The sequence below is a fragment of the Ignavibacteriota bacterium genome, assembly GCA_016708125.1.
Taxonomy (GTDB): Bacteria; Bacteroidota; Ignavibacteria; order Ignavibacteriales; family Melioribacteraceae.
In genome coordinates this window covers 125,134-150,928 of record JADJGF010000001.1, presented here as the reverse complement: position 1 = coordinate 150,928, position 25,795 = coordinate 125,134, and the positions used below count along the sequence as shown (strand labels likewise).

Below are 25,795 nucleotides of genomic sequence, written 5' to 3'. Positions count from 1 at the left end.
TAAATCAAAAGTTTGAAAGTAAATTTTAGTTTTTTGTAAAAGTGAAGTACAATTCAGTAAGTGCGTCGCAGTTTTTGCTAATGATAAATTAAAAACTGCTCTTTAAATAAATCATTCGTTATTTAATAAAATTATTGTTATTGGCGGACGGGTTATTTGCCACGCCGTTATATGCTAAAACAAAAAGAGCTGTAAATGAAAAGAATTCTAATTTCAATTGTGATCATTGCTTTAGGCTATTTTATCTTCGGTTTCGTTGCAGTTTTATTAAAGTGGTTCGATAAAGATCTTTATTTAACTCTGTCAGCTATTATCGGAGGTGTTGCTTCAGTTTCTGGTTTATTAGCCTTTGCATCTTCACGTCTGAAAAAAGAAGATATTGAAAATGTTGGTATTGAGTATTTTAAAAAAGTTGTTGAATCATCCGAAGAATTGAAAAAGAAAGAAGAAGAACTTCAACACAAGGAACTTGAGCTTGATACAAAAGAAAAAGAGTTAATGGAACTTGAAATAAAAAAAAGTGAAATTGAATTGCTTGTAAGAAAAGCAAGTATGGCATTATTTCTAAAAGACCAATTCGAAAGAACCCAATATAGAATAAACGAAATTAAAGATGAGAATAAAGAGCTTAGTAAATTACTATTACAATATGTAACCTATAAAAAGCAGTTGCAAGTACTTGATCAAGAAATTTCAGTTGATGAAAATTCAGAAATTCTAGCGGAAATTATAGCAGAAGTTAATTCAATCAAAAGTAGTAGCGAAAAATTAAATCGGCCTAAAAGTTTCATTGATGCAATCTTAGAAACTTCAGATAGTATTTTAAGAATTCTTTATAAATAACAATAAGCATATAACCAGCGCCTCAACCCGACCGCTTCGCTCAATTCTGGTTTGGTTTGTAAACAGAAAGCTTAGTTTTCAATTTTAGTTTTTTGTAAAAGTGAAGTGCAATTCAAAAAAGTAAGTTGCAAAGTTTGCTAAATAAAAATTAAACTTTGCTCTTTAAAATAAACCAATCGTTATTTAATAAAATTGTTGTGTTGGGTGGACGGGTTATTTGCCACGCCGTTATACACGGTTTAAAATCTATTTAAAATTGTCTTTTGGGTTTTGTAAAGTTTTAAGTTTTCTAACTTTTATAAAATCATATTTTAGTTTTTTGCAAAAATATATATTTGTAAAATATTTCTAAAAATTAGTTTTCGTTCTTTTAATTATTTTTGTTAAACATTTTTCAAAGTTTAGGTTTTTCTAAAATTATAAATTGCTGTTCAAGTTTTTCTATTCAAAAAATGTATTTAAAATTTAGAGCTGTTTTAAATTTTCAAATAAATAAATATTTTATAAAAGTTTTAAAATCTGTGAAATAAATTCTTCAAAAAAAAGTTAAAACAAAAAATTTGTATAAAAGTGTATAACACGCAAATCAACCCGACCGCTTTGCCCGCCACGGCGGGCAAGCTCAATTCTGGTTTGGTTTGTAAACAGAAAGTTGGAAAGTAAATTTTAGTTATTTGTAAAAGTGTAGTATAATTCAAAAAGTTAGTCGCAGTTTTTTGTAAAGGAAAAATAAAAACTGCTTTGTAAAATTTACCATTCGTTATTAAATAAAATTGTTGTGTTGGGCGGACGGGTTATTTGCTACGCCGTTATATGGTTTGAAAATGGAGAAGTATTTATGAAAATTCTTATGGTTTTGTTTTTATTTATACTATTAATTTCTTGCTCTGATGATTCTACAATTGTAGAAAAAGAAATACTCTTAGAATATCAAGAACGCACTTCAAATAGTTTTTATTTTGAAAGTACTGCGAAAGTACTTGTTATTGAAAATTCTATTGGTTTCGTAAACATATCCGGTGGTTCGAATTCTTCAGAGGTTAGTTATACTCTTGATAAAACAGTTAAAGTTAAAAATTCATCATTAGCACAAGATGCCTTTAACAAAATTTATTTAGATTCAATTCTAAAAGACGATACAACTATTTGTAAAGTAATTTCATCAATTGATGATAATACTCAGAAATGTAATCTTAGCCTTATTGTACCATATCACAAACCAATTATTTTTAAGAATTCAAATGGTGGTGTGACAATTTCGAATCACTATTCTGAGATCTATGCTGAAACTGATAATTATAATTGTTCAGTAAATAATCATAATGGTTCATTAGAAGCACATTCAACAAGTGGTAAAATATCAAGTTCAATATATTTGCCAATTAATGGATTCTGTAGATGTTATTCTGAAACTGGAGATATTTATTTGGAGATACCAAATAATTCAACATTAAATATTCACTTGAAAACAGAAAGTTGCACAACTACTTATGAAAATTTAAATATTAACATTATTTCTAAATCAACTAAAGAGGTCAAAGGAATATTAAATAATGGTGAAGGAAATTTATATTTAGAAAGTAAAAAGGGAAATATCACTTTAAAAGGAGTTGGAAATGCTAATTCCAATGATTATTCCAATAGTATTAAAAAGGAATGGTATCATTCATTTGAAGAGGAAATAGACTCTATTAAAATTTTCAGACCATATGATTATAAAGAATTCCCACTTACAAGTTATAGGCAAAAATATATTTTTGCTGATAATAATGTCTGTCAATATTTTGTGTTAGATCCGAAAGATGCACATCACTATGAATTAGGTTATTGGAATTATAAATCTGAAAATCAAATTTTAGAAATACAAGATTCAAATTATAATTTAGTCGCAAAATATAAAATATTAGTATTAAGAACAGATTTGCTAAAAATGGTAAAATATTAAAACCATATAACCAGCAAATCAACCCGACCGCTTCGCTCAATTCTGGTTTGGTTTGTAAATAGAAAGTTTGAAAGGAAATTTAAGTTTTTTGTTAAAGAGAAGTGCTATTTAGAAAAGTAAGTCGCAGTTTTTTGTAAAACCAAACCTGCCTGCCGGTAGGCAAGGTTAAAAACTGCTCTTTAAAATAAACCATTTGTTATTAAATAAAATTGTAGTTTTTGGCGGACGGGTTATTTGCAACGCCGTTATCCACAGCCTCTGCCGTTATCGTTACGCATTGGCAGAGCAAAGCGATTATTTTTTTATCAATCAACAAAGGAGTTTATTGTGACTGATCCAAAAATCAATATTTCAAATGGTTCCAAAGAACAAGTTGCGTTAGATTTAGCCAAATTTATACTTTCACGTTCGGATAAAAATTATAATGAAAGGGATATTCTCATTCTTTATCGTAAGTGCTATAAAGCTACTCTTGGTTTTGATCTAACACAAATTTTAGAAGAAGAGAAGCTGCCTGTATAATCTCAATTGTATTTTTACTATTGTGATTATTTTCTATAAGAATTTCAATTATTCTAAATCTAAGTTCTTCGATTGGGGTTATGGCTTTCATCGCTTTGCTCCTATGATTTTTTGATAACGCATAGGCATAAAACTGACCGTGTCTGAGCCTGTGGATAACGGCGCACGCTGCTAAAAAATTTTAATGCTTTTTGCCTAAATTGATTTGTTAAAAGTTTTTTAATGTTCACTATTTTGGTTCCACTTAAATAATCTATTTTATAAAATTTATATGATGCTGAATAATTAACGTCTCTACGCATCAAAATTTTTGGTACTTTGGCTAACCGAACAGCAGTTGTAAACTATCCATCGCCAGAGGCTATGGATAACCAACTGCTCAAGCAGAATTAAACAGCCAATCTGCTTAGCAGCGTGCGCCGTTATATAACAAAATGAAAAGGAGATAAACTATAATAAAAATAATTCAATCAATTTTGAAATTTATTTCTAACCCTACAACTCTACAAGCAGCTAAAACTGTTGGTCATACTTTTCGGAAATTTCCAGCAAAACATGCTAACAAAGTTGTTAGGGCAGCATTTAAAATTGGAGTAAAAGTAGGTCAGAAAAAATTATAACAAGTGATAATAAAGGAGAAAAATTAAATGGATATCAAACTTAAAATCAAAAAACTAATAGACGATTTTATAAAAGCTAATGACGGGAAATATCCTACTAAATTATGTATTCCCAAAAATAAAATTAATGATTTAATCTTATTTGAACCATATCCAAATATTACTTTAAGTCCCAAAGATGCTTTTAAAAATGGTATTCTCGGATTAAAACCAGAGTGGAATTGTAACAAAAAAGATTTTGCGGTTGAATAATAAAATTGTTATATAACCAGCAAATCAACCCGACCGCTTCGCTCGTTTGGGTTTGGTTTGTAAACAGAAAGTTTGAAAGTAAATTTAAGTATTATGTTCAAGTGTAGTACAATTTAGAAAAGTGAGTCGCAGTTTTTGTAAAACAAATTTAAAAACTGCTCTTTAAAATTAAACAATCGTTATTTAATAAAATTGTAGTATAGGGCGGACGGGTTATTTGCCACGCCGTTATACTTACAAAATAAGTGATAATTAATATTTTAAGTATTTATATATTATTTTCATATAGAATAAGGAAAACAAGCAATTAAAAAAATAACAATTACTGTAATAACTATTTTAATAATTTCAACTCATTTATTTGCACAAGAATCTGAAAGTGAGCTTTATTCAGAAAGGTATGCTTTATTTAAGAACTTTCAGATAAAGATGGGTTATAGTTATAATAAAGAAATAACAAATTTTGAAGGAAATTATAGTTTTCCATTATCGCATGCATTTGCATTTGGTATTGATGTTCGCTTATTAAGTTTTCCTAGTATTTCACCGAACCTAATCACTATGCCAATTATTCTTGGTGATAAATTATCAATTTCAATTAAGGGAGGATTAGAATTTTTTGCTTTCAGCCCATTTGTACCTTTTTTAAATGTTTCAACACAGTTTGGTGGCATAATTAGATATAAGGTTGATGCTGACTATAACTTAATTATTGAATTTAAACAAATTAATCAAAACTCTGCTATGGATGGTTTTGATGCATTTCTTCCTCGTAAACATGTAAGAGGATTCCCATTCAGATTTATTTCACTTGGAATAGAATTATAAGTTAATAAAGTAAGTATAACCAACAAATCAACCCGACGGCCGTTTTCATTTGGCGGAATTTTATAAAAAGAAATATATGAATTTTAACTTAAGTTTTTTGTTAAAATGAAGTACAATTCAAAAAGTGAGTCGCAGTTTTTGCCAAGGAAAAATAAAAACTGCTCTTTAAATAAATCATTCGTTATTTAATAAAATTGTTCCGTCAGCTGACGGATTTGGGCGTCGGGTTATTTGCTACGCCGTTATATGCATAAAAAAATTATGAAGAAATTAATAATACTTTTTATAATTATTTCCTTCCCTAATATTTACGGAGGTCAATTCCCAAAACATTTAAATATAATCAGTCCGGGGATAAAATTGGGTTACGCATTTGGTGAAAATGGAGGATTTGTCTATGGATTTGAAGTTTCATATATTTCCGTGGATCAAGATCGAATTTGGAATTATGGAAGTGTTCTCAGTTACGATATTGGTAGAAATTACCAAAAACTGCATATTGGGATTGAGGGTTTTTTATATTTTGGTGGAGTTGATTTTGGTCCAACACTATTATTAGAAAGGGAAAATATCTACTATGGATATAGTATTACACCGTTTTTAGGACTATTAATATATCCATATTTTACATATAGTAAGATATGGAATTTGGATGAAAATACTATTTATGAATTAGGTGGTTATGGTAAAATACCATTACCACTTAATAGATATGATGAAACAGAGTATATTATTCACCCAATTAATAATGAAAATTAAAAATGCATATAACAAACAAATCAACCCGACCGCTTCGCACAATTATGGTTTGCTTTGTAAACAGATAATTTGGAAGTTCATTTAAGTTTTTTGTAAAAGTGAAGTACATTTTAAAAAGTAAGTCGCAAAGTTTGCTAAAGAAAAGTTAAACTTTGCTCCGTAAATTTAATCGATCGTTATTTTATAAAAATGGGTTTAGGGCGGACGGGTTATTTGCGCCGCCGTTATGTGTTAAAAAATGTTTATTGCTTAAGTCGTAATATAGAGCTAAATTAGAGATATTATTTAGACAAAAAGAAAGGTGTAAAATGAGAAATATATCAGTTTCAAGTGACATAATTCCAGTTGGACAATTTAAATCAAGTTTAGCAAAGTATTTAAAGGATTTACAAATTCGTAAAAATTCTTTAATCATTACACAAAATGGAAAACCAGCTGGAGTATTAGTTTCGCCAAAAGAGTTTGATGAACTCAGAGAAACAAAATTATTTATCGATTCAATTTCTAGAGGACTTGCTGATTCAGAAAATGGAGAAGTTTTAACAACTTCTCAAATAAGAACTGAATTGAAAAAACATAGATTTACAAAATAATTATGAAAATTTATTGGACAAAAGAATCTCTGCTCAATTTTCAAGAAATTGAAGATTTCATTTCTCAAGATAATCCTAATGCTGCAATTAAATTGACTGACAAACTAATTTCACTTGTTGAAGACTTAATAGAATTTCCAGAAAAAGGAAGAATAGTTCCAGAATTATCAATAAGTCAAATAAGGGAAATATTACACAAAAATTATAGAATAGTTTATTTAATTAAGAAAAATTCTATTGATGTTTTAACTGTGTTTGAAGGTCATAAATTGTTGGACATAGAAAACTTAGTTAATCAAATTAAAAGTAATTAACACATAACCAACAAATCAACCCGACCGCTTCGCTCAATTCTGGTTTGGTTTGTAAACAGAAAGCTTAGTTTTCAATTTTAGTTTTTTGTAAAAGTGAAGTGCAATTCAAAAAAGTAAGTTGCAAAGTTTGCTAAATAAAAATTAAACTTTGCTCTTTAAAATAAACCAATCGTTATTTAATAAAATTGTTGTGTTGGGTGGACGGGTTATTTGCCACGCCGTTATGTGTATGAAAAAAGAAAAAATAATATTATTAGGGATTGATGAATTTGATAGACTTTTCGTAAAGCCAGAAATTGAAACTTTCTCATATATTTATAGAGCTGCGATGGAAGTGAATTGGGATGAAAAAAGAAAAGTTTTATTTTCTCCAAAACCACGTGAGTGGTCATATCAAAAATGTTTTGAACAAATTATTAATGCTGTAAAAAATGAATGCAATATTAATTTAGTCATCGATGAAAATACTGTTTGGGAAAATATTGATTCTAAAATAAAAGATGAGATTGTTCAGAAAATAAAATTTGAGAATGATTAAATGATTTATTCATATCATTTAAAAAATACACATAACAAGCAAATCAACCCGACCGCTTCGCTCAATACTGGTTTGATTTGTAAGCAAAAAGTTTAGTTTTCAATTTTAGTCATTTGTTAAAGTGAAGTGCAATTTAGAAAAGTGAGTCGCAAAGTTTGCTAAAGATAAGTTAAACTTTGCTTTGTAAAATTAATCATTCGTTATTAAATAAAATTGTTCCGTCAGCTGACGGATTTGGGCGGACGGGTTATTTGTGCCGCCGTTATGTAATTTAAAAGGAGGTAAATATGAAAAAGTATTTTCAGATATTAGTTTTTATAATAACTGTAACATTAATAAATTCTTGTTCAGAATCAATAAATGAATCCCAAAATAAAATTGCTCCAGTTCAAGAAATACAAATATTTTATAAATATTCATTTAAAAATGAACTTGATACATATAAACTCAAATATACAAAAGATTTAGTTTTAGATGGAACAATCACAACAGACTTTTGGCTTACTAAGGAAGAACAAGAAAAAATAATTCAAAAAGTAGAAGAAATAAATTTTTTTAATTTGCCAGATTCATTAACATGGACTGAATCAGATTCAACAAAACTAGAATTTGATCCAGATCCTGGAAAACAAATATTAAAAATAAATTATGAAAACAAAGAGAAAAATATATATTGGTATTTAGTAAATAGTTATCCAGAAGAACATAATAAAATAATTGAGTTAACAAATACCATTGAAGAAATAATATATAAAAAACCAGAATACAAATCATTACCGGCAGCTAACGGATTATATAATTAAAAATTGCATAACCAACAAATCAACCCGACCGCTTCGCTCGTTTGGGGTTTGTGCAAAATTAAAGTCTGAAAGTTTAATTTAGTTTTTTATAAAAGTGTAGTGGAATTAAGTAAAGTGAGTCGCAGTTTTTTGTAGAACAAAATTAAAAACTGCTTTTAAAATAAACCATTCGTTATTTAATAAAATTGTTGTTATTGGCGGACGGGTTATTTGCCACGCCGTTATCCACAGCCTCTGCCGTTATCGTTACGCATTGGCTAAGCAAAGCAATGTCTCTTATATTTTGAGGAATAATATGAAACAAGAAATCCATTTCAATATGACTGAATTAGGAAATTTTATCATAGCTAACACTGAGTTTGTCCTTAAAGTCCAATCTAAGATTATCTCTAAATTGGAGGATAAAGAAGAAAACTCCATCTATAATGAGTTAATTAATGATTACCATCAATTTTTGGATTATTTGAAATATAATTTTCAAAACCACGAATAAAATTTTCCCTTTGTCCCATTGTCATTTTCGTGGTTATTAAAATATTTTTCTTAGAATTTTTGATTATTAAATAGTACAACCCAATTATAGCTAATAATATTAAGTAGTCCATTGCTTTGCTCCTATGGTTTTTTAATAATGCTTAGGCATAAAGCTGACCGTGTCTGAGCCTGTGGATAACGGCGCACGCTGCTATAAAATTTAAATGCTTTTTGCCTAAATTGATTTGTTGAAAGTTTTTTAATATCCACTATTTTGTTTCCACTTAAATAATATATTTTGTAAAATTTATATGATGCTAAATAATTAACGTCTCTACGCATTCAAATTTTTGATACTTTGGCTAATCGTACAGCAGTTTAGAATCTATCTGACGGCATCGCCTGTCAGATAACCAACTGCTCAAGCAGAATTAAGCAGCCAATCTGCTTAGCAGCGTGCGCCGTTATACTGCTAAAAACATATTGCAACTCAAACGATTATATGTTGACATACATAAATATTATCGATATATTTATTGTAAAACATAATCGGAGATTTTATGACTACAGTAAAAATATCACCAAAATATCAAGTTGTTATTCCAAAAGAAATTAGAGAAAAAATGGATTTACGTCCTGGTCAGAAACTTCAAATTCTTGAATTTGGAAATAGGATAGAATTTCTTCTTCTTAAAAATATAAAAGATGCTCGTGGATATTTAAAAGGAATAGATACTAATATTGCAAGAGAAGGAGATAGAATATGAATTTAGTAGATTCATCTGGTTGGTTGGAATATTTATCAGATAGCAAAAATGCGAAGAATTTTGCCGAGGCAATAGAAAACACAGAAGAGCTTTTAGTTTCTTCGATAAATATTTATGAAATTTATAAGAAAATCTTGAAAGAAAAAGATGAAAATACTGCATTGCAAATAATTGGATTAATGAGACAAGCAAGGGTTATAGATGTTAATTCATCAATAGCTATACAAGCTGCAAAATTAAGTTATGAAAAAAATATCCCAATGGCTGATAGTATTATTTACACTACTGCACAAATTAATGATGCAATTGTATGGACACAAGATTCCGATTTCAAAGAATTGGAATCAGTTAAATATTTTGTAAAAAAATAATTATTTACAAGCAGTATAACAAACAAATCAACCCGACTGCCGTACTGGTTTGGGTTTTGTGTAAAAATATAAATTGAAAGTTGTTTTAGCATTTTTGTTAAAAGTGAACAATGTTCAGAAAGTTAAGTCGCAGTTTTTGTTATGGAAAATTAAAAACTGCTCTTTAAAATAAACCAATCGTTATTAAATAAAATTGTTCCGTCAGCTGACGGATTTTGGCGGACGGGTTATTTACCACGCCGTTATATTTGCAAGAAATAAATAAAGGAAAGAAAATAAATTATTTGAGGTAAATATGAAAACTTTAAAAATAATTTTTAATTTTATTTTTGCAATACTCGTAATTTCTTGCAATGAAAATAGTGTTCAACCTGAAGATCAATATGTAAAAATCTTATTAAAATATAATTATAAAGATGAACTAAATACTTATGACAACTATTTAGTTAAGGATTTAGTATTAGATGGATTGAAAAAGGTGGAGTTTTGGTTTACAACCGAAGAACAACAAAAAATTGAAAAAAAAATCATTGAAACTAATTTTTATTCATTACCAGATACAATCTTTGATAATGGTCCAGTTGAAATAAGTCCAAACTTTGAACAATATTTGAAAATTCAAATAAACGGACAAGAAAAAGATATTACTTGGGAATATGTTCTGGAAGAAAATCGAATACAAGAATATGAATCAATAATAGAATTATCAGAATTTATTAAAAGAATTATAGAATCAAAACCAGAGTATAAATCTTTACCTCCAAAAAATGGGGGTTATGATTAAAAAGCAAATATAACCAGCAAATCTACCCGACCGCCGTTCCGGCTTGGGTTTTGTGCAAAATAATAGTTTGGAAGTAATTATAAGTTTTTTGTTAAAATTTAGTGCAATATAGAAAAGTGAGTCGCAGTTTTTGTTAAAGGCAAATTAAAAACTGCTCTTTAAAATAAATCATTCGTTAATTAATAAAATCGTTGTTTTGGGCGTCGGGTAATTTGCCACGCCGTTATATGGCTAAACATAATTAACATTCATAGGAGAAAAAAATGGAAGTTAATATTAAGAAAATTGAACCAAATAGATTCGCAAGTTTTTATGGTTTTGGCAAACAGCCGGAAGAAGAAGCTATGAACAAATTATTAAGGTGGTGTCAAAAGCGAAACATCAATATTGATGATAGAGAGAATATAATTTATGGATTTAATAATCCAAATCCCACTCCGGAAATATCAGAATATGGATATGAATTTTGGTTTAAAGTTAATATAGATGAAAGACCAGAAGAAGATGTTCGTATAATTGAATATCACGGAGGAAATTATGCTATTGCTGAATGTATTGGTGCTGAAAATATGTTTCAAACTTGGCAAGCATTATATAAATGGTGTGTAGATAACAAATATAGAATTGGACATCATCAAGCTTTAGAAAGAATAATTGAAAATATTTCAGATATAAATAAGATTAGAATTGAGTTATGTTGCCCCGTGATTCTTAACTAGGAATTGCAATAATGTTTTTGTTCAAACTAAAAGCCATATAACCAACAAATCAACCCGACCGCTTCGCTCGTTTGGGTTTTGTGCAAAATAATAGTTTAAAGTAAATTATTGTTTTTTGTAAAAGTGAAGTGCAATTTAGAAAAATAAGTCGCAGTTTTTGTTAAAAGCAAAATAAAAACTACTTTGTAAAATTAACCATTCGTTATTAAATAAAATTGTTGTTTTGGGTGGACGGGTTATTTGCCACGCCGTTATACACGGTTTAAAATCTATTTAAAATTGTCTTAAAAGTTTTGAAAAGTTTTAAGTTTTCAAACTTTCGTAAAATCAAATTTTGGTTTTTCGCAAAAATATAAATTTGTAAAATATTTCTAAAAATTAGTTTTCGTTCTTTTAATTAATTTATTTAAAATTTTGCAAAGTTTTAGTTTTTCAAAAAATGTAAAATTATTGTTCAAGTTTTTCTATTCAAAAAATGTATTTAAAATTTAGAGCTGTTTAAATATTTCAAATAAATTAATATTTCGTAAAAGATTTTAAAAAATCTAATAAAAAAATATTCAAAAAAATTAAAACAAAAAATTTCAATAAAAGTGTATAACACGCAAATCAACCCGACCGCTTCGCTCAATTGGGTTTGGTTTGTAAATTAAACGTTTGAAAGTTCATTTTAGTAATTTGTTAAAGTGAAGTACAATTCAGTAAAGTGCGTCGCAGTTTTTACCAAGGAAAATTAAAAACTGCTCTTTAAAATAAATCATTCGTTATTAAGTAAAATTGTTCCGTCAGCTGACGGATTTGGGCGGACGGGTTATTTGCCACGCCGTTATACAACAAATCAAAAAGAGGAAAATATGAAAAATAATTTGGCGTTTCTTTTTATTCTTATTCTTCTTAATTCATGTGCAAATAATAAAAAATCAAATGAAATATTAATAACTGGTAAATTATTGGATAAAGATATTGAAGAAGTTAAATTAAATTTATATCCAACTGATCTTGCAATCAATAATATTGAATATTTTGCAAAAGTTGAAAAAGATTCTACATTCTCGTTTAAAATCTCATCTGATATAAGTCTATATGGAAATATTCATATAGGTAATTTTTATCACAAAATATTTCTATCGCCAAATGATGATTTGTTTATTACAAATGAACAAGACACTATCAGTTATTCCGGACAAGGTTCAGAGAAAAATAATTTTCTTTACCACGTAGTTGAAGAAAATGGTTTATACCACTATTCAAGAATTTTACAAAATAATGATACAACAAAACATTCAATAATTTTAGCTAAAGAAGAACAAATAAGGTTTGCTAAAATAATAGAAGAAAATAAAAACAAATATAATCTTAGTTCGGAATTTGTAAATTTTCTTAAACTAAACGATTTATCTTCATATGAAGGATTTTTAATGTATTACAAAAATTTTAGTAATAAAAAAAATGACAAAGTTGAAGATTCATTAGAAATTAAAAAAGAATTAGAAAAAATAAACTTAGTTGAATATTTTATTGATGATTCAAAATTATCAACTTTTGAATATTTTTATAATATGAGAAACTTCATTTTTGCAAAGACTAGTAATTTTATGAAAACATCTCCTCAAAAAACAGAAACAAAAATGCAAAGCATTGTACAAATTTTACTTTTTGATTCACTAAAAGGTTATTCAAAATCATACGCGATAGCCGATTGGCTATTACATGATTTTAATTTTAATATTTATGACACAACAATCTATGACCGATTTAAAAAAGAAATCAAAGATTCACTAGCATTAAAAATTGTTAAAAAAAGTTACGACAAATATGTATTAAAACAACAACTAATTAATAAACCACTGAATGAAGAATTCAATAAAACTGAATTGGAAGATGATAAAGGCAATCTAATATTATTTGAGAATATGATAAAGAAGTACAAGGGGAAACTTGTTTATTTAGATATTTGGAGTTTAGGTTGCGGTCCTTGTATTGCAAATATGCCAAGATCAAAAGAATTAAAAGAAAAGTTGAAAAATTACCCAATTGAATTTGTATACTTAACCACAGATAACAAGTTTGATAATCTTTGGCAAGAAGTATATAAAGTTTCATTAACTAATGAAAATCATTATAGACTTGTAAAAGGATTTGATTCAAGAATATTAAAATTTCTAAATATTAATTGGGTACCTAATTATATGTTAGTTGATAAAGATAGTAAGTTAATAAGTTTTTATGCTTTAGGACCACATGATTTAAAATGTGAGGAAGAAATAAGAAAATATCTAAATTAAATTGTTGTATAACAAACAAATCAACCCGACCGCTTCGCTCAATTCTGGTTTGGTTTGTAAATAAAAAGTTGGAAAGTAAATTTTAGTATTTTGTTAAAGTGAAGAACAATTCAGAAAAGTTAGTCGCAAAGTTTTCTAAAGAAAAGTTAAACTTTGCTCCGGTAATTATAAAATTCGTTATTTAGTAAAATCAATGTTAGGGGCGGACGGGTTATTTGCCACGCCGTTATGTGCGAAATAGTTATTAAACAACATTTATAATATGCCTGATTACAAAAATTATAATCTTCGTCAATTAGAAGATGCTCTTAATTCTTTAGACAAACAAAAATATCCTGAGAGAATTAAAATCATTCACGATGAAATATTAGAGAGAGAAACTAAAATTCATAATAACCCGTTAAATGAAATAACCGAAAGAATGGATTCATCTGGTGAAACAAAAGCAAATATTATACTAAATGGTAACCAATTAGAGATCTTAGAGTCTGTAAAATAATTTGTGTAAATGGGATTTATCATGATTAAAATTCCTGAAATCTATCCTTAAAATAAACAGAAAAATTAGAAAGAATAAGCGCCCAATTATGATCCGTTAGCTAACGGAGGCATCGTCCATTTTTTAGATAAATCTCTGTAAGCCAAATATAACATTTTTTTAAGAGCATCATCGTTTGGGAAAAGAGCTCTGTTTTTAGTTACTTTTCTAAATTGACGATGCACAGATTCCACTGCATTCGTGGTATAAATGACCGTTCTAATTTCTTGGGGATATTTGAAAAATGTAGCAAGATTATTCCAATTATTTCTCCAAGATCTGATAGCAAGAGAATATTTATTTGTCCAGTTTTCTTCCAAAGAGTCAAGATTTAATAAAGCAGCTTCTTCAGTTGGAGCTTTATAAACTTCTTTTAGTTGATTCATAAATTTCTTTTGGTCTTTTGAAGCAACATATTTTAGGGTATTTCTAATTTGGTGAATAACACAAAGCTGGATTTCAGCTTTTGGGAAAACAGAATTTATTGCTTCGGGGAATCCTTTCAATCCATCAATTGATGCAATGAAAATATCTTCAACACCTCGATTCTTTAGTTCTGTTAAAACATTAAGCCAGAAGTTTGATCCTTCTGCTTCACCGACCCATAATCCAAGTAGATCTTTGTGTCCTTCTATATCAACCGCTAAACAGGTATATGCAGCCTTTGATACTACTTTCTTTGATTCATCTCTTACTTTGTAATGGATAGCGTCGAAGAAAACTATAGGATATATTTTCTCAAGAATTCTATTTTGCCATTGTTCGGCAAGTACAACTATTTTATCTGTAATATTCGAAACTAAAGTAGGGCTAATATCTATTCCGTAAAGTTCTGTAATATGTGTTTGTATGTCTCGAGTTGTCATTCCTTTTGCATACATGGATATGATTTTATTCTCTATTGGCCCAATTGTTTTTTCATACTTTTTTACAATTATTGGATCAAATTCACCATTGCGGTCTCTGGGGACAGAAATCTCAATTTCACCGTCCGTTAGCTAACGGATCATTCTTGAGTGATTTATGTGTTTTCCCATTTCTATAATTACCATTGTTTTTGCCAACTGGTGAATATTTTTCATATCCTAAGTGTTCGGTTAGTTCACTTTCTAACATTTGTTCTAAAGTTCCAGCTAATAGTTTTTTAATAGCTCCGTCTTTACCCATTAAATCATCGTATGTTTTTGCTTTGGTAAGATCGGCTTTTAGTTGCTCGATCATTTTTTCGGTGAGCTCCATTGTGTAATCTCCTTTCGGATTTGGTTAATAAGTTAGTGATTTTTTTGCATAATTAAATGCTGTTCCGCTACGCTTCACAGCATTTAATTAAACCTCTTTATTAACCATTTACACAAAACTTTTTACACTACCTTCTCAAACCAATTATTTATAATTGAATCCAAACTTTTTTCATTTTTATTATAAAATTCATTTGTTGTTGGTCTGTAAGAATAATCTTTTTCCCATTCACCAATATTTTTTACAATCTGATTTAATGCATCAATTATTTTATAAAGTTCATCATTTGTCATTGTAGGATGAAGAGACATTCTAACCCAGCCGGGTTTTTCGGAAAGATCACCTTCGGAAATTTTTTGAGTAATTCTATGCGAGCGAGTTGGATCAACGTGAAGCAAATAATGTCCGTAAGTTCCCGCGCAAGAACAACCGCCGCGGGCTTGAATTCCAAATCTATCATTAAAAATTTTCACAATTAAATTATAGTGAATATCTTCAATATAGAATGATAAAACTCCAAGTCGATTTTGAACTTCCGAAGCAAGAATATGTATTTGAGGAATTTTATTAATTTCACTAAAAGCAATTTCTAAAAGTTCTTCTTCACGTTTTAGAATTTTTTCAACACACATTTTTTCTTTAAGCTGAATACAAAGTGCAGTTTTAATTGTTTGAAGAAAACCCGGAGTTCCGCCGTCTTCTCTTAATTCAATATCATTTATATATTTATGTTCACCCCAAGGATTTGTCCAATCTACAGTTCCGCCGCCGGGATGATCCGGAACTTTTGTTTTATATAAATTTTTATCGAAAATTAAAACTCCGGAAGTTCCGGGTCCGCCTAAAAATTTGTGCGGCGAAAAATAAATTGCATCAAGTTTTTCAAGAAGATTTTCCGGATGCATATTAATATCAACATACGGCGCCGATGCAGCAAAATCAATAAAACACAATCCTCCGTTTTCATGCATAATTTTTGCAAGTTTGTGATAATCTGTTCTAATTCCCGTAACATTTGAAGCAGCCGTAAATGCGCCAATTTTTGTTTTTTTGTGTTGAAATTCCCCTAACAATTTTTCCAAATTTTCGTAATTAACCAAACCAAATTCATTTGGTTCGATAATTTTTACATCAGCAATTGTTTCAAGCCAAGAAGTTTGATTTGAATGATGTTCCATGTGAGTAATAAAAACAATTGGTTTTTCTTCATCATTTAATTTTACGCAATCTCTAAATTTTTCCGAAATCCTTAATCCCAAAATTCTTTGCAATTTATTTACTACAGCCGTCATTCCAAATCCCGCAGAAATAATTACATCATTTTTATCTGCATTTACATGTCTTTTTATAATCTGCTGAGCTTTGTGATAAGAATTTGTCATTAAAGTTCCGGTAATGCTGGATTCGGAATGTGTGTTACCAACAAATGGTCCAAAAGTATTTATAACTTTTTCTTCAATATCAGAATATAATCTTCCGCTTGCGATCCAATCTGCATAAATAATTTTCTTAATTCCATAAGAAGATTCAAATTCTTGGTCAATTCCGATTATTTTTTCTCGAAATTTTGTAAAATATTTTTCCAGTTCTGTCATTTAATTCACTTAAAATTTTACACTAAAATTATACATTAGAATTGATTTTACCAATTAACTATTTTACAGTGTAAATCATAAAATAAAATTTGTTTGATATTTCGTTCTCTATGTCTTAATTTAACATTCATATTTTACAAAAATAAAAAGACATTTTAATTTGTTTTCTACATACCATTCAAATCTTTCAATAAATTTTAAGAGAAACGCATTATGGGTGTAATTAAGATAAAAAAGGGATTAAATCTGCCGATCAACGGTGAACCAGCAAATTTTATCGATTCAACTAAGAAAGTTAGCAAGGTTGGAATTTTAGGAAATGATTTTGTTGGATTAAAACCAACTTTTTCTGTAGCAGTTGGCGAAAAGGTAAAATTAGGACAAGTATTATTTTCTGATAAAAAAAATGAAAGTATTAAATTTACATCTCCAGCTTCAGGAACTGTTACAGAAATTAACAGAGGTGAAAAAAGAATATTTCAATCTATTGTAATTGATGTTGAAGGAAATGATGAAATTGTTTTTAAGAATTATTCTGAAACTCAAATTCCTTCTTTAACAAGAGATGAAATAAAAGAACAATTGCTAAATTGCGGTATGTGGATTTCTTTACGTGAACGACCAATGAGTAAAATTGCAAATCCGGAAATTGTTCCAAGTTCAATTTTCATTACAGCAATTGATTCAAATCCGCTTGCACCAAATGTTTCGTTTATACTCAAAGGAAAAGAAAATTCGTTTAAAAATGGTTTGCGAGTTTTAAGCAAATTAACCGATGGCAAATTATTTTTATGCAAAGAAGAAAATAGTGAAATTCCATCCGTACAATTACCAAATTTAACAGAGCAAGAATTTTCCGGATTGCATCCAAAAGGTTTAGCTGGAACACATATTCATTTTTTAGATCCGGTTAGCAGAACAAAAAAAGTTTGGTATATAAATGCACAAGATGTTGCAGCAATTGGAAATTTATTTACAACCGGCAAAATTGATGTAGAGCGAATTATAACTTTAGCGGGACCTTCCGTAAAAAATCCAAGATATATTAAAACAAGAATAGGCGCAACAATTTCTGAAATTTGTAATAATGAATTGAACGAAAAAGAAAATAGAATAATTTCGGGCTCAGTATTTTCGGGAAGGAAAACTACAAAAGAAGAAAATTATTTAGGAAGATATCATCAGCAAATTTCCGTAATTGAAGAACATAATAGTAGAGATTTTTTAGGATGGATGAATCCGGCACAAAAACAATTTTCAGTTAAGAATGTAATGTTTACAAGTTTAAGTAAAAGTTTGAAATATAATTTTTCTACATCACTAAATGGCGGTGAAAGAGCAATTGTGCCAAGCGGAAGTTATGAAAAAGTAATGCCGCTTGATATTTTACCAACTTTTTTACTAAGATCTTTAGCTGTTGATGATATTGAAGATTCTGAAAAATTAGGATGTTTGGAATTAGATGAAGAAGATTTAGGGCTTTGTACTTTTGTTTGTCCATCAAAAATTGATCATGCGCAAAACTTAAGAAGAAATTTAAATTTAATAGATAAGGAAGGATAGTGAAATTTCTTAGAAAAATTTTAGATAGTTCTGAAAAGCATTTTCACAAAGGGGGAAAGTTAGAAAAGCTATTTCCGCTTTATGAAGCCGGCGATACTTTTTTGTTTACTCCGCTTACAAGAACTAAACAAGGCTCTCATGTTAGAGATGCACTTGATTTAAAAAGAATGATGGTAACGGTGGTTTTTGCTTTAATTCCCGTTGTAATTATGGCTTTATACAATACCGGTTATCAAGCAAATTTAGCAATTTCAAAACTCACTAATTTTGAAATGACAAACTGGCAGCAATTTGTTCTAAATGTACTTGGTGTTGGTTTTAATCCGAATAGTATTTTTGCAAATATAATTCACGGAGCTTTATATTTCTTTCCGGTTTATATAATTACGCTTGCAGTCGGCGGAACTTGGGAAGCTATTTTTGCTTCAGTAAGAAAACATGAAATTGCAGAAGGATTTTTAGTTACTAGTTTATTGTTTCCATTAATACTTCCTCCGGATATTCCATATTGGCAAGTTGCACTTGGAATTTCATTTGGAGTTGTAATTGGAAAAGAAGTTTTTGGCGGCGTTGGAATGAATGTTTTGAATCCAGCATTAACCGCACGCGCATTTTTATTTTTTGCGTATCCCGCAGAAATTTCCGGTGATAAAGTTTGGGTTGCTGTTGATGGTTTAAGCAGAGCAACTCCTTTAGCAGAATTAAAAGATGCAACAATGCAGATTTCTGTTAGTTGGTGGGATTCTTTCGTTGGTTTAATTCCCGGCTCAATGGGCGAAACATCAACCTTAGCTTGTTTAATTGGAGCAGTAATTTTAATTGCAACCGGAATAGGTTCTTGGAGAATTATGCTAAATGTAGTTTTGGGAATGGTAATAATGTCATCAATATTTAATTTGATTGGAAGCTCAACAAATCCAATGTTTGGAGTTTCTCCATATTGGCATTTGGTCTTAGGCGGATTTGCATTTGGAACAGTTTTTATGGCAACAGATCCGGTAAGTGCGGCAATGACTGAAAACGGAAAAATTGTTTACGGACTTTTAATTGGTGTTTTAGTTGTTTTGGTCAGAGTTGTAAATCCGGCTTTTCCGGAAGGAATGATGCTTTCTATTTTATTTATGAACATGTTTGCTCCGACCATTGATAAAATATTTATCAATGCAAATATTAAAAGGAGGATTGCAAGAAATGTCATCCGATAGTACAAAAAAAACAATTGGCGTTGCATTAGGTGTTTGTCTAGCTTGTTCGGTATTTGTTTCCTCGGCTACAGTTGCGTTGGATTCAATTCAGAAGCAAAACAAAAAGCTTGATAAAATGAAAAATATTCTTCAAGCTGGGAATTTATCGTTCAATGAAAAAAATGCCGAAGAAGTATTCAAAGATAAAATAGTTTCAATTATAATAGATTTGGAGAATGGTTCTGTAATTGATAAATCACAATATTCACCTGAGCTAAATCCAGATGTTTTTAATATTAAAACTTTAAGTGAAAGTAAAAAATTTGGAACTGATATTTTGCCGGATAAAGATTTGGGAAACATTAAAAAAAGACCAAATTTCATGCTTGGTTATGAGGTTGTTAATGAAAATCAAGTAATTGAAAAATATATTCTGCCGATATTTGGAAAGGGGTTGTGGTCAACTATGTATGGATTTCTTGCGCTTAACAAAGATCTGAAAACCGTTGAGGGAATTACGTTTTATGAACACGGTGAAACTCCCGGATTAGGCGGCGAAATTGATAATCAAAGTTGGAAAGCAAGTTGGAAAGGCAAACAATTATTTGACCAAAATGGCTCACAAATTTTGGAAATATTAAAAGGAAAAGTTGATCCAAATGATTCAAATAAAAATAGCCAAATTGATGGACTTTCCGGCGCAACTTTAACTACAAGAGGTGTTGATAATACAATTAAATACTGGATGGGAAATGATGGTTATGCTAAATTTTTGGAAAATTTAAGGAAGGATATTTAACATGACTAAATACAAAGAAATTCTTCTCGACCCAATATTTAAAAACAATCCAATTGCGCTTCAAGTTCTTGGAATTTGTTCAGCATTAGCAGTTACTTCAAAATTGGAAACGGCAATTGTAATGTCTTTAGCCGTTACACTTGTTACTGCTTTTTCAAATTTTTCAGTCAGCTTAATAAGAAAACATATTCCAAGCAGTATCAGAATTATTGTTGAAATGACGATTATTGCTTCATTAGTAATTGTTGCTGATCAGTTAATTAAAGCTTTTGCATATGATGTTAGCAAACAACTTTCCGTTTATGTTGGATTGATTATTACAAATTGTATTTTAATGGGTAGAGCGGAAGCTTACGCATTGCAGAATCCACCAGTTGCAAGTTTTCTTGATGGAATTGGAAATGGATTGGGTTACTCGTTCGTTCTTTTAGCTGTTGGATTTGTTAGAGAATTAATTGGCTCGGGAAAATTATTAGGATTTACAATATTTACTTTAAATACTGAAGGCGGCTGGTACGTTCCAAACGGATTGTTTTTATTATCCCCAAGCGCTTTTTTTCTTATCGGATTAATTATTTGGGCAATAAGAACTTGGAAACCAGATCAAGTTGAGGAGAGTTAATTTATGGTTGAACATTATTTGAGTTTATTTATAAAATCCGTTTTTATAGAAAATATGGCGTTAGCCTTTTTCTTAGGAATGTGTACTTTTCTCGCCGTTTCTAAAAAAGTTGAAACTGCAATTGGTTTGGGTATTGCAGTTGTTGGAGTTCAAGCAATTACTGTTCCGGCAAATAATTTTCTTTATCAAAATGTTTTAAAGGAAGGTGCTTTAAGTTGGGCTGGATTGGAAAGTGTTGATCTAACTTTTCTTGGATTGATTACTTACATTGGTGTTATTGCCGCAATTGTTCAAATATTGGAAATGACTTTAGATAAATATGTTCCATCTCTCTATAATTCACTTGGGATATTTCTACCTTTAATTACCGTTAACTGTGTAATTCTTGCAGGTTCATTATTTATGGTTGAAAGAAATTATACTTTTCCCGAAAGTGTTGTTTACGGAGTTGGTTCAGGTACTGGCTGGGCTTTAGCAATTGTTGCTTTAGCGGGCATAAGAGAAAAAATGAAATATAGCAATGTTCCTAAAGGGTTACGCGGATTGGGAATTACATTTATTACTGCGGGTTTAATGGCAATAGCTTTTATGTTATTTTCTGGAATTCAATTATAGAGGTTTTTTAAATGACTGGATTAAATTTAGTTCTATTAGGCGTATTTATGTTTACGCTTATAGTCTTACTTTTAGTTGTTTTAATTTTATATGCAAAATCAATATTGGTTGCAAGCGGTACAGTAAATATCAATATTAATGATAGCAAAGAACATTCACTAACTGTTCCTATTGGCGGAAAATTATTAAATGTTTTGGCATCAAATCATGTTTTTTTGCCTTCTGCATGCGGCGGCGGCGGTACTTGCGGAGAATGTAAATGCGTTGTTCTTGAAGGCGGCGGCGATGTTCTACCAACAGAAACTTCTAAATTAAACAGAAAGCAAATTAGAGATCATTACAGATTATCATGCCAAGTTCCGGTAAAAAGTAATTTGAAAATCCATGTTCCGGAAGAAGTTTTTGAAATTAAAAAATGGAATTGCACGGTTATCTCAAATGTTAACGTTGCAACTTTTATAAAAGAATTAAAACTTCAGTTGCCGGAAGGGGAAAGTGTAGATTTTAGAGCTGGCGGATATATTCAAATTGAAGCTCCTGCTCACGTTGTAAATTATTCTGATTTTATTATTGAAGAAGAATACCGCGGCGATTGGGATAAATTTAATATGTGGAGATTTGTTTCAAAAGTTAACGAACCGGTTTTAAGAGCTTACTCTATGGCTAATTATCCAGAGGAAAAAGGTTTAATTATGCTTAATGTTCGTATTGCTTCTCCACCTCCGAGAATGCCGGATGTACCACCTGGACAAATGTCATCGTTCATTTTTAATTTGAAGCCCGGTGATAAAGTTACAATTTCTGGTCCATATGGCGAGTTCTTTGCAAAAGACACAAATGCAGAAATGGTTTTTATAGGCGGCGGTGCGGGAATGGCGCCAATGCGTTCACATATTTTTGATCAGCTAAAAAGAATTAATACAAATAGAAAAATGTCTTTCTGGTACGGTGCACGAAGTATGCGGGAAGCATTCTATAATGAAGAATTTGATAAACTTGCGGCTGAACATCCAAACTTTAAATGGCATTTAGCTTTATCAGAACCATTGCCTGAAGATAATTGGAAAGGTTACACCGGATTTATTCACCAAGTTTTATTTGAAAATTATCTCAAAAATCATCCGGCACCGGAAGATTGTGAATATTATATGTGCGGTCCACCAATGATGAATAATGCCGTTATTCAAATGTTGGAAAATCTTGGTGTTGAAAGAGATAATATTATGCTTGACGATTTTGGCGGTTAAAACATATATCTAATTCAAATTAAACTTTAGGGGGTCAAATGGATAATTACAGTAATTCTGGGTTAAATCAAGATCTTCCTCAAAATTCTGGTTACACAAAAGATGAAAGAATGTGGGCGATGATTGCTCATTTAAGTGCAGTTGTTGGTTTTGTAATTCCTTTTGGTAATGTTATTGCTCCTTTGTTAATCTGGATTCTTAAAAAAGATGAATCCGCATTTATAAATGATCAAGGGAAAGAAGCGCTGAATTTCCAAATTAGTGTAACAATTTATGCCTTCATTTCAATTATTTTAGTTTTTCTGCTAATTGGAATTCCGATTTTGATTGCTTTAGCTATTTTTGTTCTTATCTTTGTTATTATTGCATCCATTAATTCTTATGATGGAAAAGCGTACAGATATCCGTTAACGATAAGACTTATCAAATAATAATTTTACAAAATTATTTTTGAATTCTATTTATAATTTAGAAAGGAGTAAAATATGATTACAGCCGGTGAAATATTAGCAAATAAAGGGGGAAAATTAATTTCGGTAAATATTGACTCGACTGTTGCTGAAGCGTTACACTATATGATTGAAAATAGAATTGGTGCAATTCTTATAAAAGACGGCGATGAAATTAAAGGTATTTGGACCGAAAGAGATTTAATGAAAAATGTTATTACAGAAGGGTTTTACTCCAAAACAACTAAAATCAAAGACGTAATGTCAACAAATTTAATATTTGCTTCACACACAGAATCATTATATCAATTAATGGATAAATGTCTTGGAATGCGTTTAAGACATTTGCTGATTGAGAAGGATGGAAAATTTATTGGATTACTTTCTGCCGGAGATTTAACTCGGGCAAATTTAATTCAAAAATCTAAAGACTTAGAAGAACTTAATAAAATGGCTGATTGGGATTATTATGAAAATTGGAAATGGAATAAAAATCAGTAAAAATTTTATTAAGTTAAGCTTTTCCGCAATTATATTATTTTCGCTAATATTTGTTGGATGCAGTTCTCCTATTCAAAGAGATATTTATTCTCTTGCCGGAACTACAATGGGAACAACTTATTCTCTAAAAGTTATTGAGCCGGAAAATTCTAAAAAATTAATTAGGCTTGATAAAAAAATTGACAGCGTTTTAGTTGATGTTAATAATAAAATGTCAACTTATATTCCTACTTCTGAATTATCACTTTTTAATCAATCAACTTCAACTGATTGGATTACTATTTCCAATGATTTAACTCAAGTAATAAATACTTCCAAAAGAATTTCTGAAGAAAGTAACGGCAGTTTTGATATTACGGTTGGACCGCTTGTAAACCTTTGGGGATTTGGTCCCATAAAAAAAGATAGTATAATTCCTAATCAGCAAAAAATTGATGAAACACTTAAACAAGTTGGAATTAAAAATATTGAAATAGATTTTTCTGGAAAGAAAATAAAGAAAAATATACCAGAGATTTATTGTGATTTATCCGCAATTGCAAAGGGATTTGGTGTTGATAAAGTTGGATTATTTTTGGAAAGCATTGGATTAAATGAATACATGATAGAAATTGGCGGAGAAGTAAGAACAAAAGGTAAAAATAAAAATAATGAAAATTGGAAAATTGGAATATCTTCACCGGCTTCAAATGGATTGCAAAAAGTTTTAGAAATTTCAAATTATTCAGTTGCAACTTCCGGAGATTATTTTAATTATTTTGAAGAAAACGGAATTAGATATTCTCATACAATTGATCCTAAAACCGGAAAACCAATTACTCATAAATTAGCAAGTGTAACCGTAATTCATCAAAATTGTGAAAACGCTGATGCTTATGCAACCGCAATTGATGTTTTAGGTCCGGAAACCGGATATGAATTTGCATTGAAAATGAAACTTCCGGTTTTTATGATTGTAAGAGAAAATGATAAGTTTATTGAAAAAATGACTCCTCAATTTGAGGAATTTATTAGAAAGGAAAATTTATAATGTATCAAATTTTAGCTATGGTCGGATTTTTTAGTTTAGCAATTTTAATTTTTGCAATTGGGCTGCATTTTAGTAAATATAAGAAAAGAGAAAATGCCGGCTGCTGCGGCGGCGGACATTGTGATTCGGGCGGAAGTCAACATTCATGTTATTCATCGAAAAGTGAATTTGTTGATAACTATGAGAAAATTAAATCCGGCGAATTGAAAGTTAAATGATAATTTTATAGATTTGTTATGTTTTGCGAAGCCCAATTTTATTTGGGCTTTTTAATTTTCAATTTGTTTAACAAATCCATCAATTCCATTATTCATTAGTTCATCTTTTAATTTGGAAGCTTCATCTTTATTTGTAAACAATCCAACATAAATTCTAAAATATTTTTCACCATTTACAAACGCTTCTTCAACGCGCGAGTTTTCAATTTCTGAGCTTACTTTTAATGCTTCATTTTTATTTTTGAATGAACCAACTTGCACAGAATAATTCGGAACTTTTAAATCATTTGGCATTTTAGAATTGCTGCTTTTACTAAGCAATCTTAATTCCACTTTTGCGGAACCGGAACTTATCATTTCAATTTTCTGCGCAGCTTTTTGAGATAAATCAATTATTCTATTTTTTGCAAAAGGTCCACGGTCATTTATTCTTACAATAACAGATTTATTATTTTCAGAATTTGTAACTCGAACTATACTGCCAAACGGTAAAGTTCTGTGTGCAGCGGTGAAATCATTTTTGTCATAAGTTTCACCATTTGCTGTAGATTTTCCATGAAATTCTTTTCCATACCAACTTGCAATTCCGTCTTCAATTAAAATTCCTTCGACATCTCTAAACTCTGAAAACTCTTTTGAACTTGAACACGAAATTATATAAAGTGAAATTATTATAATCAGAAACTTGTGAAATATTGAATTAATCTTGCTTGTCATTCCCACGCAAGTGGGAATCCAGAAAAAATTCAATAGATTCCCGTTTTCACGGGAATGACAT

Annotated in this window: 29 protein-coding genes and 1 pseudogene; 26 read left to right on the top strand and 4 right to left on the bottom strand. The window is 29.7% G+C overall.

The window, feature by feature from the left end; all coding sequences use genetic code 11:
• The first annotated feature begins 195 nt into the window (after positions 1 to 195).
• From IPH62_00730 to IPH62_00685, 10 genes are all read left to right on the top strand, one after another.
• Positions 196 to 843, top strand: a complete 648-nt coding sequence (locus tag IPH62_00730) for a hypothetical protein (protein MBK7103796.1) — start codon at positions 196 to 198, stop codon at positions 841 to 843.
• A gap of 838 nt (positions 844 to 1,681) precedes the next feature.
• Positions 1,682 to 2,788 (top strand): hypothetical protein, encoded by a 1,107-nt coding sequence (locus IPH62_00725; GenBank protein MBK7103795.1) that lies wholly within the window; start codon positions 1,682 to 1,684, stop codon positions 2,786 to 2,788.
• 327 nt (positions 2,789 to 3,115) lie between these two features.
• Positions 3,116 to 3,310, top strand: a complete 195-nt coding sequence (locus tag IPH62_00720; GenBank protein ID MBK7103794.1) for a hypothetical protein — start codon at positions 3,116 to 3,118, stop codon at positions 3,308 to 3,310.
• 647 nt (positions 3,311 to 3,957) lie between these two features.
• A complete protein-coding gene (locus tag IPH62_00715) occupies positions 3,958 to 4,182 on the top strand; it encodes a hypothetical protein (GenBank protein MBK7103793.1) in 225 nt (74 codons plus the stop codon).
• A 429-nt stretch (positions 4,183 to 4,611) separates the two neighbouring features.
• Positions 4,612 to 5,010 carry a hypothetical protein gene (locus IPH62_00710; GenBank protein ID MBK7103792.1) on the top strand — a complete coding sequence of 133 codons (399 nt, stop codon included), beginning with the start codon at positions 4,612 to 4,614 and terminating at the stop codon, positions 5,008 to 5,010.
• Positions 5,011 to 5,271: 261 nt separating this feature from the next.
• Entirely contained in the window at positions 5,272 to 5,769 is a 498-nt protein-coding gene (locus IPH62_00705) for a hypothetical protein (protein ID MBK7103791.1), read from the top strand.
• 308 nt (positions 5,770 to 6,077) lie between these two features.
• Positions 6,078 to 6,362 (top strand): type II toxin-antitoxin system Phd/YefM family antitoxin, encoded by a 285-nt coding sequence (locus IPH62_00700; GenBank protein ID MBK7103790.1) that lies wholly within the window; start codon positions 6,078 to 6,080, stop codon positions 6,360 to 6,362.
• Between the two features lie 2 nt (positions 6,363 to 6,364).
• A complete protein-coding gene (locus IPH62_00695) occupies positions 6,365 to 6,676 on the top strand; it encodes a type II toxin-antitoxin system RelE/ParE family toxin (GenBank protein ID MBK7103789.1) in 312 nt (103 codons plus the stop codon).
• A 229-nt stretch (positions 6,677 to 6,905) separates the two neighbouring features.
• Positions 6,906 to 7,214 (top strand): hypothetical protein, encoded by a 309-nt coding sequence (locus IPH62_00690; GenBank protein ID MBK7103788.1) that lies wholly within the window; start codon positions 6,906 to 6,908, stop codon positions 7,212 to 7,214.
• A gap of 287 nt (positions 7,215 to 7,501) precedes the next feature.
• Entirely contained in the window at positions 7,502 to 8,017 is a 516-nt protein-coding gene (locus tag IPH62_00685) for a hypothetical protein (GenBank protein MBK7103787.1), read from the top strand.
• A 434-nt stretch (positions 8,018 to 8,451) separates the two neighbouring features.
• On the opposite strand, the gene IPH62_00680 is transcribed toward IPH62_00685, so the two are convergent.
• Positions 8,452 to 8,622 carry a hypothetical protein gene (locus tag IPH62_00680; protein MBK7103786.1) on the bottom strand — a complete coding sequence of 57 codons (171 nt, stop codon included), beginning with the start codon at positions 8,620 to 8,622 and terminating at the stop codon, positions 8,452 to 8,454.
• A gap of 429 nt (positions 8,623 to 9,051) precedes the next feature.
• Here IPH62_00680 and IPH62_00675 point away from each other — a divergent pair, with 429 nt between their 5' ends.
• The 6 genes from IPH62_00675 (at position 9,052) to IPH62_00650 (ending at position 13,916) form a co-directional block, all read left to right on the top strand.
• Positions 9,052 to 9,258 carry an AbrB/MazE/SpoVT family DNA-binding domain-containing protein gene (locus IPH62_00675; GenBank protein MBK7103785.1) on the top strand — a complete coding sequence of 69 codons (207 nt, stop codon included), beginning with the start codon at positions 9,052 to 9,054 and terminating at the stop codon, positions 9,256 to 9,258.
• Complete coding sequence (locus tag IPH62_00670) at positions 9,255 to 9,629, top strand: type II toxin-antitoxin system VapC family toxin (protein MBK7103784.1); 375 nt, start codon at positions 9,255 to 9,257, stop codon at positions 9,627 to 9,629. The genes IPH62_00675 and IPH62_00670 overlap by 4 nt, the downstream gene beginning before the upstream one ends.
• A gap of 295 nt (positions 9,630 to 9,924) precedes the next feature.
• Positions 9,925 to 10,413: a hypothetical protein gene (locus IPH62_00665; GenBank protein MBK7103783.1), complete on the top strand. Its 489-nt coding sequence runs from the start codon at positions 9,925 to 9,927 to the stop codon at positions 10,411 to 10,413.
• 263 nt (positions 10,414 to 10,676) lie between these two features.
• Positions 10,677 to 11,132: a GyrI-like domain-containing protein gene (locus tag IPH62_00660; GenBank protein MBK7103782.1), complete on the top strand. Its 456-nt coding sequence runs from the start codon at positions 10,677 to 10,679 to the stop codon at positions 11,130 to 11,132.
• A gap of 854 nt (positions 11,133 to 11,986) precedes the next feature.
• The gene (locus IPH62_00655; protein MBK7103781.1) at positions 11,987 to 13,417 is read left to right on the top strand and encodes a hypothetical protein; all 1,431 of its coding nucleotides are present in this window, start codon (positions 11,987 to 11,989) and stop codon (positions 13,415 to 13,417) included.
• 262 nt (positions 13,418 to 13,679) lie between these two features.
• Positions 13,680 to 13,916, top strand: coding sequence for a hypothetical protein (locus IPH62_00650; GenBank protein MBK7103780.1), 237 nt, complete (start codon positions 13,680 to 13,682; stop codon positions 13,914 to 13,916).
• A 25-nt stretch (positions 13,917 to 13,941) separates the two neighbouring features.
• Here the strand turns inward: IPH62_00650 and IPH62_00645 are convergent.
• A pseudogene (locus IPH62_00645) lies at positions 13,942 to 15,194 on the bottom strand (IS256 family transposase).
• Between the two features lie 122 nt (positions 15,195 to 15,316).
• Positions 15,317 to 16,789 (bottom strand): aminotransferase class V-fold PLP-dependent enzyme, encoded by a 1,473-nt coding sequence (locus IPH62_00640; protein MBK7103779.1) that lies wholly within the window; start codon positions 16,787 to 16,789, stop codon positions 15,317 to 15,319.
• Between the two features lie 213 nt (positions 16,790 to 17,002).
• Here IPH62_00640 and IPH62_00635 point away from each other — a divergent pair, with 213 nt between their 5' ends.
• Genes IPH62_00635 through IPH62_00590 form a run of 10 tightly spaced genes read left to right on the top strand, consistent with a single transcriptional unit; the run spans position 17,003 to position 25,017 of the window.
• Positions 17,003 to 18,352, top strand: a complete 1,350-nt coding sequence (locus IPH62_00635) for a Na(+)-translocating NADH-quinone reductase subunit A (GenBank protein ID MBK7103778.1) — start codon at positions 17,003 to 17,005, stop codon at positions 18,350 to 18,352.
• Positions 18,352 to 19,557: an NADH:ubiquinone reductase (Na(+)-transporting) subunit B gene (locus IPH62_00630; GenBank protein MBK7103777.1), complete on the top strand. Its 1,206-nt coding sequence runs from the start codon at positions 18,352 to 18,354 to the stop codon at positions 19,555 to 19,557. Before IPH62_00635 ends, IPH62_00630 begins: the two co-directional genes overlap by 1 nt.
• Positions 19,544 to 20,335, top strand: a complete 792-nt coding sequence (locus IPH62_00625; protein MBK7103776.1) for a Na(+)-translocating NADH-quinone reductase subunit C — start codon at positions 19,544 to 19,546, stop codon at positions 20,333 to 20,335. Before IPH62_00630 ends, IPH62_00625 begins: the two co-directional genes overlap by 14 nt.
• 1 nt (position 20,336) lies before the next feature.
• On the top strand, positions 20,337 to 20,957 hold the full coding sequence (locus IPH62_00620; GenBank protein ID MBK7103775.1) for an NADH:ubiquinone reductase (Na(+)-transporting) subunit D: 621 nt from the start codon (positions 20,337 to 20,339) through the stop codon (positions 20,955 to 20,957).
• A gap of 3 nt (positions 20,958 to 20,960) precedes the next feature.
• Complete coding sequence (nqrE, locus tag IPH62_00615; GenBank protein ID MBK7103774.1) at positions 20,961 to 21,572, top strand: NADH:ubiquinone reductase (Na(+)-transporting) subunit E; 612 nt, start codon at positions 20,961 to 20,963, stop codon at positions 21,570 to 21,572.
• Between the two features lie 11 nt (positions 21,573 to 21,583).
• Positions 21,584 to 22,819, top strand: coding sequence for an NADH:ubiquinone reductase (Na(+)-transporting) subunit F (gene nqrF, locus IPH62_00610; protein MBK7103773.1), 1,236 nt, complete (start codon positions 21,584 to 21,586; stop codon positions 22,817 to 22,819).
• A gap of 38 nt (positions 22,820 to 22,857) precedes the next feature.
• The gene (locus IPH62_00605) at positions 22,858 to 23,250 is read left to right on the top strand and encodes a DUF4870 domain-containing protein (GenBank protein ID MBK7103772.1); all 393 of its coding nucleotides are present in this window, start codon (positions 22,858 to 22,860) and stop codon (positions 23,248 to 23,250) included.
• Between the two features lie 54 nt (positions 23,251 to 23,304).
• Entirely contained in the window at positions 23,305 to 23,769 is a 465-nt protein-coding gene (locus tag IPH62_00600) for a CBS domain-containing protein (GenBank protein MBK7103771.1), read from the top strand.
• A complete protein-coding gene (locus tag IPH62_00595; protein MBK7103770.1) occupies positions 23,738 to 24,799 on the top strand; it encodes an FAD:protein FMN transferase in 1,062 nt (353 codons plus the stop codon). Before IPH62_00600 ends, IPH62_00595 begins: the two co-directional genes overlap by 32 nt.
• Positions 24,799 to 25,017, top strand: coding sequence for a hypothetical protein (locus tag IPH62_00590; protein MBK7103769.1), 219 nt, complete (start codon positions 24,799 to 24,801; stop codon positions 25,015 to 25,017). The genes IPH62_00595 and IPH62_00590 overlap by 1 nt, the downstream gene beginning before the upstream one ends.
• A gap of 51 nt (positions 25,018 to 25,068) precedes the next feature.
• On the opposite strand, the gene IPH62_00585 is transcribed toward IPH62_00590, so the two are convergent.
• Positions 25,069 to 25,734 carry a septal ring lytic transglycosylase RlpA family protein gene (locus IPH62_00585; protein ID MBK7103768.1) on the bottom strand — a complete coding sequence of 222 codons (666 nt, stop codon included), beginning with the start codon at positions 25,732 to 25,734 and terminating at the stop codon, positions 25,069 to 25,071.
• Between the last annotated feature and the right edge of the window lie 61 nt (positions 25,735 to 25,795).